Raw genomic sequence first — 16,543 nt, 5'->3', positions numbered from 1 at the left:
TGATTGTTCTGCCTGATCTCAGCGCGAAGCCACCAGCGGCCACAATTCATCGGCGCCACGGTCGGCGACGAGCTTGCCGAGCTCGACCGCCCAGTGGCTCTCCGAGCCGAAATCGTCGCGCCACGCCAGTGCGCGCAGCGAATAACGGTGCAGGATGTGCTCGATGGTGAAACCGATCGCGCCGTGCACCTGGTGGGCGATGCTGCTGCCCTTCTCGGCCGCTTCCGAGCAGCGGATCTTCGCCGCCGCGGCTTCGAGGAACACCGCATCGCTATTCAGCGAGGTGGCGTTGACGATGGTGTCCGCCGCCGACGTCGCGGCAGCCAGTGCCGCGGCGTTCTCGCCGGCGAGGCGGGCGAGGTTGTGCTGCACGGCTTGGAATTTGGAGATCTTCTTCTCGAAGGCGACACGCTCGTTGGAATAGCGCACCGAGATGTCGAGCATCGCTTCCAGCGCGCCCGCGATTTGCAGGCTGCGCACCACGCCGCCCATCAGCATCAGTGTGGTCTGGTCGAAGTCCTTGGGGGCCGGCTTGGTGGTGACCGGCTGCACCTTGTCGAGCGTGACGGTGTCGTTATGATCACCGCCAAGTCCGGTGCTGGATTCGATCCGGCACTTCGCGGCATCGACCAGCGCGATCGAGATGCCGTCCTTGCCGCTTGCCAGCACCGCGAAATGTTTCGCGTCCTTGGCGAACGGCACGCGACGGGCGCGGCCGGTGAGCGAACCATCGGCGTTGAGTGTGACGCGATCCTTCGGGCTCGCAGGGACAACCGTCATCTCGCCTTCCGGCGAGGTAATCTTGCCCTGCGTCAATAGCCAGCCGGCCAGCATTGTTTCGGCCAGCGGAACAGCGATCGCATGCCGCCCGGCGACGTTGAGGACGCTGAATCCTTCGGCGAGGCTGGCGCCGGAACCGCCGAGATCGTCAGGCACCCAGGACAGCGGCAGGCCGGCGTCGGTCAACGCCTGCCACAGCGGCGCCTTCCACGCGCCCTTCTTGTCGTGATTGATGGTCTGGGCATCCGCGAGATCGGCGAAAATCTTTTCCGCGGTCTCGGCGACGATGTTTTCACTCTCCGCCACAGCGTTCCTCGTGTTGATTGGCTTGGGTCCGGCCGTTCGGCAGGGCCTGCGTGCGATGTTGTCTTGCGCTCAATGATGCGGAAAAGCCATAGCCGTGACAAGCGTTGACCGCAGGGCCACTTGCGCGGACGACATGAAGCCGGATCGGATGGATGAATTCCGCAGAGTGAACTTTCGGACGGTTCGGTTTGTATGCCACGCGCGCAACAGAATTGGTCGATGGCATCGCTTCAGTCCGCCAGATGAAACTGGATCGCCTTCCGCATCAGGTCGGCGAACTCGGTCTCCTGGGTGACCAGCGCGTCGTTCAATCCGGCCACGCACAGCACCAGCGGCTCGTTGGATTCCGCGATCGTCGGCAGGTTCATGGCAACGGCGCCCGCGCCGGGGGTGACCAGGCCGAGCGAAAAGGCATGCCCCTCGACGCGCACCTTCTTCAGCTCCAGCATCACGGCCTTGATGTCGATCTGCTGGTCGGATCGCGGCTCGTTGGCGTTGATCAGGCGCACCAGGCGGCGCACCTCCTTGTCCGGATAGGCCGACAGCAGCGCGTAACCCGATGCGGATCGCGCCAGCGGGCGCAGCGTTCCGGCCTTGACGTATAGCCGCATCGGCAGCTTGGCCTGAATGATATGGACATATTGCGCGCTGAGCCCGTTACGCACCGCGAGCATGATGGTCTCTCCGGTTTTCTCGGAGAGCTCGTTCATCAGATTGATCAGGCGCCCCCGGGTGAACAGCGCCGGGCTCAGCCAATGCCCCAGCATCGAAATCCGCGGCGTCGGGATATAGGTGCGGCGGCTGGTGTCGTAGTGCAGATAGCCGAACGCGGTCATCGTGCGCATCAGCGCTGAGGTGCTGGATTGCGGGAACTTGAGCGCGGCTGCGACCTCGATGGCGGACGCGGCCCGCTGGTGCTCCTCGAAGAATTCGAGCACGTCGAACACGCGCCGCGCCGATTTGACCGCATTGTCCATCTTCGGCAGGTCGCGCGAGGTATCGCCGGGGAAATCGGGGCCGTCGAAAGACCGCGGGCCGGCGGCCGCGCCGGCATTCGCTGCATCCTTCTTCGCCAACGGCATCGCTATCGTCCCTGCTGTGCCACCCGCCGCTTCAGCCACCAGCCATATTGCTCGGGCCAGCTGGTCCATTCGGGATCGCATCCGAGCGCCAGTGCCGTCTGCGCGGGCCAGTTCGGATTCCATAGCAGTTCGCGGCCGAGCGCAATAAGCGTCGCCTTGCCGTCCCGCAAAATGGCTTCGGCGTAGTCCGGCTCGCGGATCAGCCCGACCGCCACCGTCGCCATGCCGACTTCCTGCTGGATTCGCTCGGCGAACGGCACCTGGAAGCCCGGGGTTCGCGACACCAGCGAGTTGCCGCGCGGCAGCTTCATGCCGCCTGACGAGCAGTCCACCATGTCGATCCCGATCGCTTTCAGCTCGGCGGCGAACGCAACGGAGTCCTCGATCGACCAGCCGATGTCGACGCCATCGACCGACGAGATCCGCACGAAGGCCGGCAAATGATCCGGCCATTCCTCGCGCATGATCGCAGCGATGCGCAGCGGCAGGCGCATGCGGTTCTCGCGCGAGCCGCCATACTCGTCGTTGCGGTTGTTGGCCAGCGGCGACAGGAACGAGTGCATCAAATAGCCGTGCGCACAGTGCAGCTCGATGACGTCGTAGCCGGCGACCCTGGCGCGGCGGAACGCCTGGCGGTAGTCGTCCACCACGGCATCGATCTGCTCCGACGTCATCATCTGCGGAGCCGGCCAGCCGTCGTCGAAGGGAATGCCGCTCGAGGCCGCGATCTGCCACGGGCCTTCGCCGCGAGCCGTGACGTCGGCTTCGCCGAGGGGATTGCCACCTTCCCACGGCCGCTGCGACGAGCCCTTGCGGCCGCCATGCGCGATCTGGACCGCGGCCTTGGCGTTGAAGCCATGGATCAGCGCGGCGAGGGCGGCGTGGTCCGCGATGTGCGCATCGTCCCAGATGCCGAGGCAGCCATGGGTGATGCGCCCCTGGACGTTCACCGAGCTCTGCTCGACGAACACGAGGCCGGCGCCACCGGCGGCGAGCTTGCCGATATGCGCGGTATGCCAATCCGTGGCCCGGCCCTCGCGCGCCGAATAGGTCGCCATCGGCGAAACCATGATCCGGTTCTTCAGTTCGAGATCGCGGATTTGCAGCGGGGTAAACAGCAGCGGCAGTTCGGTCATGCGATGTCCAGCCTTGCTCGTGGTGTGTGGGGACGTGATGGCGGTCATTTCTTCAGCAGCGGGCAGGCGCTTTCCTCTGGTGTCGCGAATGCTTCCTTGCCCGGGATGACCTGAAGCAGCTTCTCGTAGTCCCAGGCGCCCTTGGATTCCGCCGGCGATTTCACTTGCACGAGATACATGTCGTGGATGAGCTGGCCGTCCTCGCGCAGATAGGCGTTGCGCGCAAAGAAGTCGTCGATCGGCATGTTCTTCATCTGCGCGATCACCTTGGGGCCTTCGTCGGTGCCGGACTTCTCGACCGCCTTGAGATAGTTCATGACCGCGGAGTAGAGACCGGCCTGAACCATGGTCGGCCGCTTTTTGGTCTTCGCCATGTAGCGCGCGGCGAAATCGCGGGTCTTGTCGTCGAGATCCCAATAGAAGGCGGTCGCGAGTTGCAGTCCCTGTGCCGCCTGCAAGCCGATCGCGTGGATGTCGCTGGTCTGCATCAGGAAGGCCGCGAGCTTCTGCTGCTGCGCCATGCCGAATTCCTGCGCCTGCCGGATCGAATTGGCGAGGTCGCCGCCGGTGTTGGCGAAGGCGATCACGTCGGCCTTCGAGCTCTGGGCCTGTAGCAGATAGGACGAGAAATCCATGCTGTTGAGCGGATGCCGCACCTCGCCGGCGATGCTGCCGCCGACCTTCTCCACGGTCCTGGCCGCGTCGTTGCGCAAAGCGTGGCCGAAAGCGTAGTCGACCGTGACGAAATACCAGCTCTTGGCGCCTTCCTTCGCCAGCGCCCGCACCGTGCTGTTGGCGAGCGCGTAGGTGTTGTAGGTCCACTGCACTGAATTCGGCGAGCAGCCCTTTCCGGTCAGATCGGACGAGCCGGCCGACGACACCAGCATCGCCTTGTTCTTCTGCTTGGTCAGTTCGAGCACGGCGAAGGCGACGGCGGAGTTGGCGAAATCGACGATGACGTCGACATTCTCCTGCTCGTACCAGCGTCGCGCGATGCCGGCACCGACGTCGGCCTTGTTTTGATGGTCGGCATCGACCATCGCGATCGGCTTGCCCAGCACCTTGCCGCCGAAATCCGCGATCGCCATCCGGACCGCTTCGACTGCTCCGGGGCCGGCAGCGTCGGCGTAAAGGCCGGCCTGATCGGTCAGTACGCCGATCTTCACCATGTCGTCGGAGATCTGCGCGCGGGATGGTGTGGCGAAGGCGGCAGACAGGATTGCGGCGCTCGCGGCGATCCATCCGTAGGTCGATCTCATTGTCGTTCGTTTCCTCTAGTTCGATTGCCTGATGGCGTTGGCTTTCTCTTGCCGCAGGTCGATCATGCCGGGATGCGATAGCGGGTCCCGGTCTGCGCCGAGCAACACGTGCTTCTGGATCTTGTTGGTCGAGGTCAGCGGCAACTCGGTGACGAAAGCGATCCACGCCGGCAGCTTGAAAGCCGCGAGGCGTTCGCGGCAGAACTGGAAGATGTCCTGCGCAAGCTCGCGTGAGGCCGTGGCACCGTCATCGGTCACGATGAACGCCGCGACCTCCTCGTCGCGGATCGGATCGCGCGCGGCGACGACCGCCGCCTGCTTGACCAGCCCGGACGTGGTCAGCACGGCTTCGACCTCCGCCGCCGAGATGTTCTCGCCGGCGCGGCGGACCAGATGCTTGAGGCGATCGACGAAAACGAAGGCGCCGTCCGCGTGCTGCCAGGCGCTGTCGCCGGTGTGAAACCAGCCGCCGCGCCAGGCCTGCTCGGTCGCCTCGAAATCCCTGAGATAGCCGGAGAAGAAGCCGCGCCGCGGCGTCGCTTCCGAGTGGCGCACGCAGAGTTCGCCGATCGATCCAGGTGGCACGGGATTGTCGTCTCCATCGAGGACGATCATCTCGAGGCCCGGCTCGCTGCGGCCGATGGTGTTGGTTTCGAGGTGGCGCGGCTCGACCGTGTTGAACGGACTGCGCCCGGTTTCGGTCATCCCCCAGCCCTCGACGAACGGGATGCCGAAGCGGTCGCGGGCGCGTGCGCGCTGCTCGGGATTGGCGCCGACGCCCATCGAAAAGCGCAGCGCATGGGCTTTCTCGTCCGGCGTCTCCGGCTGGGCGAGCAGGGCCGCGACGATGACGCCGAGATAGTGCAGCACGGTGGCCCGGCAGGCGACGATGTCGCGCCAGGCAAATTTGGCGTTGAAGCGCTCGGGCAGGATCAGGCAACCGCCGGTCAGCATCATCGCGATCGGCGTCAGCGTCAGGCCGGCCATGTGGAACAGCGGCAGCGGGCTGTAGAGCCGCTCCGTACCGGCATGATATGTCGCCTCGCCGCCGCGGCCGATGTACCAGCGGCCGGTCGAGACCACGTATTCGTTGGTCAGGATGCATCCCTTCGGACGCGCCGTCGTGCCTGACGTGTAGAGCAGCGCAGCCTCGGTCTCGCTTCCCGGTTCGCCGGCACGAGGTGGCGGCCGCTTGGCAGGCGGGATCTGCGTCGCGCTTGCGCCGAGGTCGTCACCAGACACCTCAAGCACGGGCACCGCGCCGGTCAGCGTCTTCTGCAATTCCTTCTGATCGTGCAGCGTGACGATCAAATCGGGCTCGGCATGCGCAATGAGATATTCGATTTCCGCGGCGCGATAGGCCGGGTTGATCGGAATGATCGAGACGCCGAGGCTGTTGAGCGCCAGCCAATGCACGATGAAGTCGGGCCGGTTCTCCAGCAGCAGGCAGGCGCGATGCCCATGGCCGAAGCCGGATGCGCGATACCGGTCGCGTAATGCGCAGACCTGCCGCGCGATGTCGCCATAGGACAGTTCGACGCCGTCGGGAAAATATGCGCGGTCGGGCCGCGCGGGAATGCAGAGAAAGGGTTTGAACGCTGCCGGATCGGACGTCGCAGCGAACACGCTGAACACGGTGTACATCGTGGCGAAACTTCCCTTGGGCGACCGCTGATCGATGTCAACGACGCGGGCCGGAGAGGCGGCTGCTTCGTTGAGCGCATGGTGATGCGATCGCGACGTTGCGCGGAAGCTATAGGCGCGAATAAGATGCTGTCAAATCTATTATGAGTTTCTATAAAACTCATATGTGGTTTGAACTCAAAATCAGGGGTGATGCGATGAAGATGCATATGTTGTCCGGCGGGCGCTTGCGGATGTCGAAGCGGACCTATCTTCCCGATGCGGCGCGCGGCGAGATGATCGACCTTCCGGTGTCCTGCGTGCTGTTGCGGCATACCCAGGGCAACGTGCTGTTCGACACCGGATGTCATCCTGACGTTGCGACCGATCCGGAAGGCCGGCTCGGCACGCTCGCCAAATACATGCAGCCGATCATGCCGGCGGACGATCACGTGCTAACCAGCCTGAAGGCCGTCGGCCTCGGTCCCGACGATATCGACGTGGTGATCTGTTCTCACCTGCACACTGATCATTGCGGCTGCAATGCCTTCTTCAAGAAGGCGACGGTCTTCGTCCACGCGCTCGAGATCGAGGCGGCGAAGGCCGATAACGCGTTCGATCGCGGATACATCAAGGCGGATTGGGATCATCCGCTGAAGACGGAGATCTTCGACAAGCAGATGGATGTGTTCGGTGACGGCAGGTTGACGCTGATCCCGCTGCCGGGACATTCGAAGGGCACGACCGGCGCGCTGGTCAAGCTGGATCAGAGCGGCGAATATTTGCTCGCGTCAGACTCGCTCAGCGTGCGCGCCAATCTCGACCAGCGGGTCTCGCCGCGGAACAGCCTCGACGTCGATCAGTTCCTGAACTCGCTGGAGGAGATCGCAAGACTCGAAGCATCCGGCGTCAAGATCATCTGCGGCCATGACGAGGCGCAATGGGCCGGCCTGCAAAAGGGTCCGAACGCCTACACATAGGATAGGCGCTGTTTGCAGATACTGTTCCGCGCGATATGGTATGCCATCGCCGGAATTCATCTGGCTCACAACAACAAGGAAAATGCAGATGTCCAAGGATGGTTTGTGCGCGATCGTGACGGGATCGGCATCGGGGCTCGGCGCCGCCACCGCGCAAATCCTCGCCACGCAGGGCGCGCGCATCATCATCAACTATTCCAACAGCAAGGCGGAGGCTGAGGCGACGGCCGAGCTCTGCCGCAAGCAGGGCGCTGAGGTGCTGGTGGTACAAGGCGACGTCTCGCGTGACGAGGACTGCAAGAAGATCGCGGCCGCCGCGCAGGGTTGGGGCCGCGTCGACGTGCTGGTCAACAATGCCGGCACCACCAAGCATGTGCCGCATCACAATCTCGACGGCCTGACCGCGGAAGACTTCCAGCGCATCTATGCCGTCAACACCATCGGCCCGTTCCAGATGGTCCGCGCGGCGCGTGCGCTGCTCGAAGCCGGCGCGAAAGCTTCCGGCCGTCCCTCGGCGGTGGTCAACGTTTCCTCGGTCGCCGGCATTTCCGGCGGCGGCTCGTCGGTCGCCTATGCCGCGAGCAAGGGCGCGCTCAACACCATGACGCAGTCGCTGGCGCGTGCGCTGGCACCATTGATCCGCGTCAACACGGTGTGTCCGGGTTACATCGATACGCCCTGGTTCACCAAGGGCCGCGGCGAAGACGGCGCCAAGCAGGTGCGCGATGCGGTGGTCGCGCGGGTGCCGCTGAAGGTCGCCTCGACGGCCGAGGACATTGCCAATCTGGTCTGCTTCCTGGCGAGCCCGGCGTCGAGCAACATGACCGGCGAATTCGTCCGCATGGACGCTGGCATGCACCTGATTCAGTGATTCGGCGTCCGTGTCGTTTGCCGAAAGCGAAATGCCCGGGCTTTGGCCCGGGCATTTTGATTTTGAAGCCGTGTTGTGACGCGTTCTATCTATTTCCGATATCCGGGATCACGCGCGCCGCGACCAGCCGATTCCAGATGAACAGCACCACCAGCGCGCCGATCGTAGCGGTGATGAAGCCCGCGCCCTGTTCGGGACCGTAGTGGCCGATCGCCTGGCCGATGAAGGTCGCGAGGAACGCGCCGGCGATGCCGAGCACCGTTGTGAGAATGAAGCCGCTTGGATTGTTCGGCCCCGGCGACAGGAACCGCGCGATGATCCCCGCGACAAAACCGACGATGATGACCCAGATGATGCCGCCCATGACTGTCGTCCTCCTCAGATGGAATCAACGCTGCCGTCAAAGCCTGCCGTGCAGCTCGTCGCCGCTCGGCAGCCGTCCGTCCGGTGTCAGATGATTGATCGCGTCGGGCAGGTACTGGCTGAGCCCCTGCAGCAGTTCGTCGCGCGACAAGCCGCTCTGCGACGCCAGCGAGTTGATCTGATCCGCGCCAAGCGCGTTGGCGAGGTCGCCGGGCGAGATCTGCTTGTTGGGACCGTTGCTGACCCATGAACTGGCCGCGTCGCCCTGGCCCTTTTGCTGCAATTGATTGAGCAGATCGCCGAGGCCGCCGCTGAGCACGCTGCCGGCCGCACCGCCCGCGAGCAGGCCGCCGAGTCCGCCCTTGAGCAGGTCGCCGAGACCGCCACCGCCGGCTCCGCCGGGCAGGCTCGCGGTCACATTGCCGGGAAGCGGCGGCGCCTGCGCCGGCCGCGGGTCAGGGGCGGTCGCGCCCGGCTGGCCGCCGGAGAAATGCTTGACCGCCTTCCAGGCGAGCAGCGCCATGATGGCCATCGTGATTGGCGACATGCCGCCGCCGCTCGAACTGTCGGATGATGTGCTTGGCGCGCTCGGACCGCGGGGCCCGTTCTGCATGCCGTTGAGTACGTCGAGTAAACCCATGATCGTCTCCTGCCGCAACCGTGCCCCGTGCCGGAAACATAGCTTCGGCCCATGACGGTTACAAGGCGGGGCATCGGGGCCGTGGCGCATCGAAATAGGCAGACAGTCCCCGGTCTGCTATCGAGTTGCGATGAACGGACGTTTAGCCAGATGAACCGGGACCGGTCGATCGGCATCGCGGGCGCCGGCAGTATCGGCTGCTTCGTCGGCGGCATGTTGGCCGCCGCAGGCCGCCGCGTCACGCTGCTGGCGCGGCCACGGCTGATCCAGGAGATCACCGCCAGCGGCCTGCGGGTCAGCAGTTTCGACGGCTCCGAGCAGACGGTATCCGCGGACCGACTCACGCTATCCGACGATCCATCGATCCTGCACGATGTTCAGACGGTGCTGGTGACGGTGAAGAGCGCCGACACACGCGAGATGGCCGAATTGGTCGCCCGCCACGCGCCTTCTGACGCGGTGGTGGTCAGCCTACAGAATGGCGTCGGCAATTTGCCGGTGCTGCGCGACGGCCTGCCGGGGCGCAAGGTGCTCGGCGGCATGGTGCCGTTCAATGTGGTCGCGCTCGGCGACGGCCGCTTCCATCGCTCGACGTCGGGCGACATCGTGATCGCGCAGGATGATGCCGGCACCGCGGCAGGGCTTTCGGTGCCCGGCCTTGCGATCAGCAGCACCGCCAATATCGACGGCGCGCAATGGGGCAAGCTGATCGTCAATCTCAACAATGCGCTCAATGCGCTGTCCAACATTCCGCTGCGGCAGCAACTCGCGCAGCGCGGCTGGCGCCGGCTGCTCGCCGACCAGATGGCCGAGGGTATCGCCGCCGTGCGCGCCGAAGGCATCGTGCCGGTATCGCCGACGCCGCTGCCATCGAGCTGGATGCCGCCATTGCTGCGGCTGCCGGACGCACTGTTCGGCATGCTGCTCGGCCGCACCATGAAGATCGATCCCGAGGCGCGCTCCTCGATGTGGGAGGATCTGCAGCGCGGTCGGCGCACCGAGATCGATTACCTTCAGGGCGTGATTGCCGCGATCGCAGATCGCCGCGGCCTCGACGCGTCGTTGTCGCGCCGCGTCATCGCGCTGGTTCGGGCGGCGGAGGCAGACGGCAAGGGATCACCGGGGCTGACACCGGAGCAGATTCGCGCGGGATAAGCGGCGAACGGAGATGTGACATCATGAGACCAGCTTGCGCCGCACTCGTCATTGTCATCGCGTTGGCCGGCAGCGCCGTTCGCGCCGCGCCGCCGACCGTGACGCCGTCGCCGGGTTATGACGCGCGCTTGCAGGAGCAGCGCGCGGCCGCCGCGGCATCGAGCCAGTCCGCGACATCAGAGCGCAAGCCGGTCGCGGTCGCCGACTATGCCGGTTCGATCAGTGTGTACCGGCGCGCCAATCGGATGCCTGCGGTGACGCTCGACGCGAAGCTGAATGCGATGGCGCTGAAGCAGGCGCAGGCGATGTCGGCGACCGGCTCGGTCAGTCATTCCGCGGGCGGCAGCTTCTTCACGCGCATCGCGCCGCTGAAGAAGCAGCGCGCCGCTGAAAACATCGGGGCCGGCTTCATCGCCTTCGCCGAGATGCTGAAGCAGTGGGAGAATTCGCCGGGTCATCGCGAGAACCTGCTGATGCCGGGCGCCAAGCGTGTCGGTGTCGCCTTCGTCGACAATCCGAAGTCGCCGTACCGCAGGTTCTGGGCGATGGTGATCACCGACTGATATTGCGAGATCAGTTGCGCTTCGCGAGCTTGGTCGGCGACAGCGAGGGCGGCGTGAACAGCTTCTTCAGATCGTTCAATCCGTCCGAGAGCCGCGGCCAGTCGCAGGAGAAGGTACCCTTCACGCAGCTGCGCACCCGCGGTCGCGCCTCGGGAACGGGGACGGCCGCGACCCGCGGCTTGCTCGGTCGTGCAACCGGGACCGGGATTTTCGCCGGCTCGCTGCGCACCGGCTCGCTGTGCAATGACGCCTGCTGGATCCGCGGCGCCTGCTCGCGCTGCTTTTCCTGCCGCTCGAGCTGCTTGGCGTTGAACGCCGCGACGATGCTGGAGCGACGCTGCGTCTCGAGGTAGCCGGTATATTCCTGGTCGATCTTCTTCTGCTCGTCCGGCGTCGGATTGGGACCGGCGATGTCGAAGCTGCGGTCCTGCATGAAGTCGTAATAGGTGTAGCCGCCGCCCACCTTGCGGCGCCCGGCAAACTTGGCGTTGCAATCGGCGAGTTGCGCGGTCTTGTCTTCCTTGGTCTTCGCCTTTTCGGCGAGGTCGGCGCAATCCTCGAAATCCTTCGGCCCGCTGCGCCACCATTGCGCATGCGCAGTGATGGGCGCCAGCGTGACAGCGGCGACCAAAACGGCAACAGCCAACGTCGATGATCGTGACGGCATCACGGACATTGCAACCAAACCCGAACGACACAGAGTGAGCGGATTGTCGTCATTTTAGTGACGCTTGTCACCCAGGAACCCGACGAATTCGCCAACCCTTGGAACTGCGATCGGCCCCTGTGTCTGATGGAACACAGCGGCGTGCATCATTGGAATGATTGGAAGAATTCTGATCGTCCGGCGCGGGCGGATCGGAACAATTCGACTTGAATCGTTCACCTCACCCGAAGCGATGATCGGTCCCGTTCAATGCCACGCGGCAGAAGCTGGCGGCGATTGCAACGACGTCCTCGATCGGTTGCGGATATTGCCTCGACACCCAGCGCAGTGCGATCGAGATCACGGCGCCGACCATGCCGATCGAGAGCAGCGCGGCCGTCGCGGCATTGTCGCCGCGTTTCGAATCGCGCCTCGGCGGCACCAGGATGTCGCTGAACACACGTCCGGCGTCGAGCTTGACGGCATCGACCGCCGGGCTGATGCCGGAGATTTCCAGCAGGAAGACCCGCGCGGGCTTCGGGTGCTGCTTCAGCCGTGTGAAATACAGCGTCAGCGCGGCGCGCAGTCTTGCTTCGGCGTCGTCGCCGGCAGCCGCCGCGGCAGCGGTCATCTCCGCGTGCAAATGGCCGACGACATGGCCGTAGGCGGCGATCAGCAGGGCCTCGCTGTTGGCGAAAGACTCGTAGAAATAGCGCTCGGTCAGCTCGGCCGCCTCGCAGATCGCCTTGACCGTCGCGCCGCGGTAGCCGACCTCGCCATAGACCTCGACCGCCGCGTCGATCAGCTTGAGCCGCCGCTCGGTGCGGCGTTCCTCGGCGTCCATGCCGCCGTAGAGGCGGGCTTTCCGGCTGCTTGCCATGGAAGGGTATTGACATGAGCCATTGTCAGATGTCAAGTTATCTGACAATACGGATTGTCAATTCTGCCACGGGAGGGTCAGGGCATGTCCGCGCATTTCGACGTGTTGATCGTAGGGGCCGGGCTGTCGGGCATCGGCGCCGGCTATCATCTGCAGACCAACTGTCCTGACCGCAGCTACGCCATTCTCGAAGGCCGCGATTGCATCGGCGGCACCTGGGATCTGTTCCGCTATCCCGGCATCCGCTCCGACTCCGACATGTACACGCTCGGCTATTCGTTCCGGCCGTGGACCGCGCCGAAGGCGATCGCGGACGGACCCTCGATCCTGAACTATGTCCGCGAGACGGCGCGCGTGTACGGCATCGACCAGAAGATCCGCTTCAACCACCGCGTCGTGCGCGCCGACTGGTCGTCCGCGGATTCACGATGGACGGTCGAGGTCGAGCGCGGGCCGGAGAAGACCATCGAACGCCTGACCTGCAATTTCCTGTTCATGTGCAGTGGCTACTACAAATACGAGCACGGCTATACGCCCGACTTCCCCGGTATTGCCGACTTCGCCGGCCGCGTCGTCCATCCGCAGAAATGGACCGGTGACATCGACTACGCGGGCAAGAAGGTGGTGGTGATCGGCAGCGGCGCGACCGCGGTGACGCTGGTCCCCGAAATGGCCAAGACCGCCGCCCATGTCACGATGCTGCAACGCTCGCCGACCTATGTCGTGGCGCGGCCTGACGAGGACAAGGTTGCCAACTGGCTGCGCGCGCGGCTGCCGGCCAAGCTCGCCTATGGTCTCACCCGCTGGAAGAATGTGCTGTTCGGGATGTATTTCTACCGGCTCTGCAAGCGCGATCCGGAGCGCGTGAAGAAGCTGATCCTCGGCGGCGTGCGCCACGCGCTTGGTCCCGACTACGACGTCGCGACGCATTTCACGCCGCGCTACAATCCGTGGGACCAGCGGCTCTGCCTGGTGCCGAACGGCGACCTCTTTCAATCGCTGCGCAGCGGGGCGTCGTCCGTCGTCACCGACCAGATCGAGACCTTCACGCCCGGCGGCATCAAGCTCAAGAGCGGCAATGCGCTCGACGCCGATGTCGTGGTCACCGCGACCGGCCTCGATCTCGAGGTGCTTGGCGGGCTCGAGATCAAGGTCGACGGCGCTGACGTCGATCTGTCGAAGACCATGAACTACAAGGGGCTGATGTACAGCGGTGTGCCGAACCTCGCTGCCGCCTTCGGCTACACCAACGCGTCATGGACGCTGAAATGCGACCTGACCTGCGAATATGTCTGCCGCATGCTCAACCACATGAAGGCGAATGGCTACGCGCAGGTCACGCCGCGGCGGAACGATCCTGACGTCACCGAACTGCCCTGGGTAGATTTTTCTTCAGGCTACATCCAGCGTGCGGCCGCCAGATTCCCGAAGCAGGGCTCGCGCCGGCCGTGGCGGCTCTACCAGAACTATGCGCTGGATCTCGTCACCCTGCGTTTCGGTTCGCTGAAAGACGGAGCGCTGGAGTTTATGCCGGCACGCGGGCCAACTGCCACGATCGGCTCACCGTCGAAATCGGTCGGCCAGGCGGCGTAGCGGCGGGGGGCTCCGCCGCGTACCATGCAAGGGATTGAAACTACTGCGGTTTGGTGCAGTTCGTGCACGGCGCTGCGATTTTCAGTTCCAGGTAGTCCTGTGTCGGCGGTATCTTGACACAGTCGACCTTGGAGGTATTAAATCGATTTATTGGAAGTATTTAATATTATCAGGAGAGGGCACATGGCAATTAAGTCATTACTCTCGGCGAGTGTGGTTGCCGCACTGACACTAGGCTCGCTCGGGACCGCAAGCGCCGCAACGTTTGACAGTGGAACGCTGGGTTTCCAGTACTATTCATACGGCGGCGCATATAGCGGCCCCGGGAGCCCGAGCACCCTCACATTGCCGGGCGGCAGCGCGCAGTTCTTCAACTACTTCACGGTCAGCGCGTCCGGAAATCAGATCACCTTCACGTATCTGAGCGATACGACCTGGAGTCCTTCCGGCACGTCCTACAACGCCAATGGCGTCTTCATCGACAATGGCGCGCTTTTGACGGCGGGAAGCGGCGTTCCCAGTTTCACGAGCGTCTCGCTGGACCCATCGTCCATCCTGACGGGGTCGACATTCGACGCAAGCGGTGTGACGTTCGACTCGACGCATATCGGAACGGCCTGGGCCAACGTATTCTTCAAGGCGGGTGACACCGTCGTCCTCGACGTGAACTCCGCGGTTTCGTCGGTGCCCGAGCCCTCGACCTGGGCGATGATGATCATCGGCTTCGCCGCGCTCGGCTTCGTGGCCTATCGTCGCCGCGATTCTTCTGCGTTGGCGTGATCTCGCCCTCGCTTCGGCTGTAAAACCCTGATGAAAGCCTGTCCCGAACGTGCAGTCGGGACGGGCTTTCGTCGGGAACTGCTCTTGGAAATCCCTCGAGAGAGCCGTTTCGGCCGCTCGAACGGCACCGCTGCGGGCCACAACTTCACCCATCAGGGACCTCGCGACAGGCTGGCGATCACGCGTTGCGTTTGATATGGGATGCGACGCGGGCTCGCGGTCCCGTAGCTCAGCCGGATAGAGCGACGGTTTCCTAAACCGTAGGTCGGAAGTTCGAGTCTTCCCGGGATCGCCATTCTCCGCCTGACGGCGCCAAATCGCGCCGGAAGCGCGCCCGCAGTGCGATCGGCCCCCCCCCGGCGTCCGGCCCCCAAAGCTCACCCAGCGAGTTCATCCCAAATTAGGGAAAGCCCGGGACTATGGGGCGGGGCACCGGAAGACCACGCGCATGCGAGCGAGCGTTCCAGAACGGGTTGAGCAGAGGGACGGCGCCGCCCCTCGCGATCCGCTGCGTTCAACGCTGCGGCCGCTTGTCGTCGACCTCGACGAGGTGATGGTCCCGGAAAGCGCGCTTCCGCTGGGGATGGCCGGGCTGAGCACCCGCTTTCGCGCGATCACTGCCGCGGTTGCCGCGGCGCTTGGACCGGAAGCGGGACCTGGGCGTGGCACTGATGCGTCGGGTTTCGATCCGTCCGGTGCACAGTTCGACCACGACGTCGTGACGTTCCTGTTGCAGGTACTGGGCGAGGGCCGCCCGGTCTATCTGTGCTCGGAAACCTATCCCGAGCCGTTCGTCAGCGCGGTCGCGGCGCATCTCGGCGTGTTCACCGCATGGGGCGTCGGACCGGGCGGCCAATCGTCGTCGGTGCCGCGCGAGCAGCTGCCGCCCTCGCTCAATCAGGGTTTTGACTACATCGGCAGCGCGACGGTGGCGTTGCCCGGCTCCGCGTCGCGCGTGGTGCGCCCCGGGCGATCCGGGCCGGCAGGGCCTGCGCGCGCCAGCGTGCGCAACTGGCTGAAACTGTTCCGGGTGCATCAATACGCCAAGAACGCGCTGGTGATGGTGCCGCTCCTGACCGCGCACAAATTCACGCTCGCATCGGCCGCGACGTCGCTGCTTGCAGTGGTCGCGTTCTCGCTCTGCGCGTCGGCTGCCTACATCCTGAACGATCTGCTCGACATCAAGGCCGATCGTGCGCATCCGACCAAGCGCAACCGTCCGATTGCAAGCCGCGTCGTCCCGGCGTCGCAGGCCGTGGGCGCGATGGGGCTGGTGCTGGCCGTGGCGTTCGCGATCGCCCTCTCGATATCGGTCGAGTTTTGCGGTGTGCTTTTCGGCTACTTGGTGCTGACCACGTCCTATTCGTTCTGGCTCAAACGCATCACGACCGTCGACGTGGTCGTGCTGGCGACGCTTTACACCGTTCGCGTGATCGGCGGCGCGGTCGCCATCGACGTGCCGATATCGGAATGGCTGCTGGCATTCTCGCTGTTCATCTTCATGTCGCTGGCGCTCGTGAAGCGCTACATCGAGCTCGCTAGCCAGCCGGACGGCGCGGTGCTCGCTGCGCGCGGTTACCAGGTCGACGACAAGTCGATGGTCGCGATCCTTGCGGCAGCATCCGGTTTCAATGCCGTCGTGATTTTCACGCTCTACATCTCGTCCGATACGGTTCGCGCGCTTTACAGCTATCCGCAACTGCTCTGGGCCGGCTGTCCGATATTGATGTACTGGATCAGCCGCGTGATGTTGTTCGCGCAGCGCGGGTTGATCGACGACGATCCGGTGACGTTTGCGCTGAAGGATCGCGCCAGCTGGGTCGCCCTCGGCGCGATCGGCGTCATCATGCTTGCCGCCATCTAGCGATGCCGGCGGCTGTATTGCC

At 64.5% G+C, this 16,543-nt stretch carries 15 protein-coding genes, 1 tRNA gene and 1 pseudogene; 8 read left to right on the top strand and 9 right to left on the bottom strand.

Annotation, left to right across the window (positions count from 1 at the left end):
• Positions 1-18: 18 nt before the first annotated feature.
• From B2W55_RS21080 to B2W55_RS21060, 5 genes are all read right to left on the bottom strand, one after another.
• A complete protein-coding gene (locus B2W55_RS21080) occupies positions 19-1,086 on the bottom strand; it encodes an acyl-CoA dehydrogenase family protein (protein ID WP_024582675.1) in 1,068 nt (355 codons plus the stop codon).
• 230 nt (positions 1,087-1,316) lie between these two features.
• Positions 1,317-2,168 carry an IclR family transcriptional regulator gene (locus tag B2W55_RS21075; RefSeq protein WP_024582676.1) on the bottom strand — a complete coding sequence of 284 codons (852 nt, stop codon included), beginning with the start codon at positions 2,166-2,168 and terminating at the stop codon, positions 1,317-1,319.
• A 2-nt stretch (positions 2,169-2,170) separates the two neighbouring features.
• Positions 2,171-3,304 carry an NADH:flavin oxidoreductase/NADH oxidase gene (locus B2W55_RS21070; protein ID WP_024582677.1) on the bottom strand — a complete coding sequence of 378 codons (1,134 nt, stop codon included), beginning with the start codon at positions 3,302-3,304 and terminating at the stop codon, positions 2,171-2,173.
• Positions 3,305-3,348: 44 nt separating this feature from the next.
• A complete protein-coding gene (locus B2W55_RS21065) occupies positions 3,349-4,563 on the bottom strand; it encodes an ABC transporter substrate-binding protein (RefSeq protein ID WP_024582678.1) in 1,215 nt (404 codons plus the stop codon).
• A gap of 15 nt (positions 4,564-4,578) precedes the next feature.
• On the bottom strand, positions 4,579-6,207 hold the full coding sequence (locus tag B2W55_RS21060) for an AMP-binding protein (protein WP_024582679.1): 1,629 nt from the start codon (positions 6,205-6,207) through the stop codon (positions 4,579-4,581).
• Between the two features lie 197 nt (positions 6,208-6,404).
• Here B2W55_RS21060 and B2W55_RS21055 point away from each other — a divergent pair, with 197 nt between their 5' ends.
• Both B2W55_RS21055 and B2W55_RS21050 read left to right on the top strand, forming a co-directional pair.
• Entirely contained in the window at positions 6,405-7,166 is a 762-nt protein-coding gene (locus B2W55_RS21055; protein ID WP_024582680.1) for an N-acyl homoserine lactonase family protein, read from the top strand.
• An 88-nt stretch (positions 7,167-7,254) separates the two neighbouring features.
• Positions 7,255-8,037 (top strand): SDR family NAD(P)-dependent oxidoreductase, encoded by a 783-nt coding sequence (locus B2W55_RS21050; protein WP_024582681.1) that lies wholly within the window; start codon positions 7,255-7,257, stop codon positions 8,035-8,037.
• 85 nt (positions 8,038-8,122) lie between these two features.
• Here B2W55_RS21050 and B2W55_RS21045 read toward each other — a convergent pair whose 3' ends face one another.
• Together B2W55_RS21045 and B2W55_RS21040 are read right to left on the bottom strand one after the other, a co-directional pair.
• A complete protein-coding gene (locus B2W55_RS21045) occupies positions 8,123-8,401 on the bottom strand; it encodes a GlsB/YeaQ/YmgE family stress response membrane protein (RefSeq protein ID WP_024582682.1) in 279 nt (92 codons plus the stop codon).
• Positions 8,402-8,437: 36 nt separating this feature from the next.
• Positions 8,438-9,040, bottom strand: coding sequence for a YidB family protein (locus B2W55_RS21040; RefSeq protein ID WP_024582683.1), 603 nt, complete (start codon positions 9,038-9,040; stop codon positions 8,438-8,440).
• A gap of 150 nt (positions 9,041-9,190) precedes the next feature.
• Between B2W55_RS21040 and B2W55_RS21035 the strand changes: the two genes are divergently transcribed.
• Entirely contained in the window at positions 9,191-10,195 is a 1,005-nt protein-coding gene (locus B2W55_RS21035; RefSeq protein ID WP_024582684.1) for a 2-dehydropantoate 2-reductase, read from the top strand.
• A 23-nt stretch (positions 10,196-10,218) separates the two neighbouring features.
• A complete protein-coding gene (locus B2W55_RS21030) occupies positions 10,219-10,758 on the top strand; it encodes a CAP domain-containing protein (protein ID WP_244442254.1) in 540 nt (179 codons plus the stop codon).
• Positions 10,759-10,768: 10 nt separating this feature from the next.
• On the opposite strand, the gene B2W55_RS21025 is transcribed toward B2W55_RS21030, so the two are convergent.
• Together B2W55_RS21025 and B2W55_RS21020 are read right to left on the bottom strand one after the other, a co-directional pair.
• Positions 10,769-11,425, bottom strand: a complete 657-nt coding sequence (locus B2W55_RS21025; RefSeq protein ID WP_100554841.1) for a hypothetical protein — start codon at positions 11,423-11,425, stop codon at positions 10,769-10,771.
• 220 nt (positions 11,426-11,645) lie between these two features.
• On the bottom strand, positions 11,646-12,284 hold the full coding sequence (locus tag B2W55_RS21020) for a TetR/AcrR family transcriptional regulator (protein ID WP_024582687.1): 639 nt from the start codon (positions 12,282-12,284) through the stop codon (positions 11,646-11,648).
• Positions 12,285-12,368: 84 nt separating this feature from the next.
• On the opposite strand from B2W55_RS21020, the gene B2W55_RS21015 reads away from it, so the two are divergent.
• From B2W55_RS21015 to B2W55_RS21000, 4 genes and pseudogenes are all read left to right on the top strand, one after another.
• Positions 12,369-13,877 (top strand): flavin-containing monooxygenase, encoded by a 1,509-nt coding sequence (locus B2W55_RS21015; RefSeq protein ID WP_024582688.1) that lies wholly within the window; start codon positions 12,369-12,371, stop codon positions 13,875-13,877.
• 678 nt (positions 13,878-14,555) lie between these two features.
• A pseudogene (locus tag B2W55_RS34255) lies at positions 14,556-14,657 on the top strand (PEPxxWA-CTERM sorting domain-containing protein); the annotation flags it as partial.
• Between the two features lie 218 nt (positions 14,658-14,875).
• A tRNA-Arg gene (locus B2W55_RS21005) sits at positions 14,876-14,952 on the top strand.
• Between the two features lie 258 nt (positions 14,953-15,210).
• Positions 15,211-16,521 carry a UbiA family prenyltransferase gene (locus B2W55_RS21000; protein ID WP_244442255.1) on the top strand — a complete coding sequence of 437 codons (1,311 nt, stop codon included), beginning with the start codon at positions 15,211-15,213 and terminating at the stop codon, positions 16,519-16,521.
• Positions 16,522-16,543 lie beyond the last annotated feature (22 nt).

The organism is Bradyrhizobium sp. UBA2491, assembly GCF_002341725.1.
In the GTDB taxonomy this organism is placed as follows: Bacteria; Pseudomonadota; Alphaproteobacteria; order Rhizobiales; family Xanthobacteraceae; genus Bradyrhizobium.
Note: the sequence above shows the minus strand (reverse complement) of the source record. Positions and strands in the feature narration are given on the sequence as shown.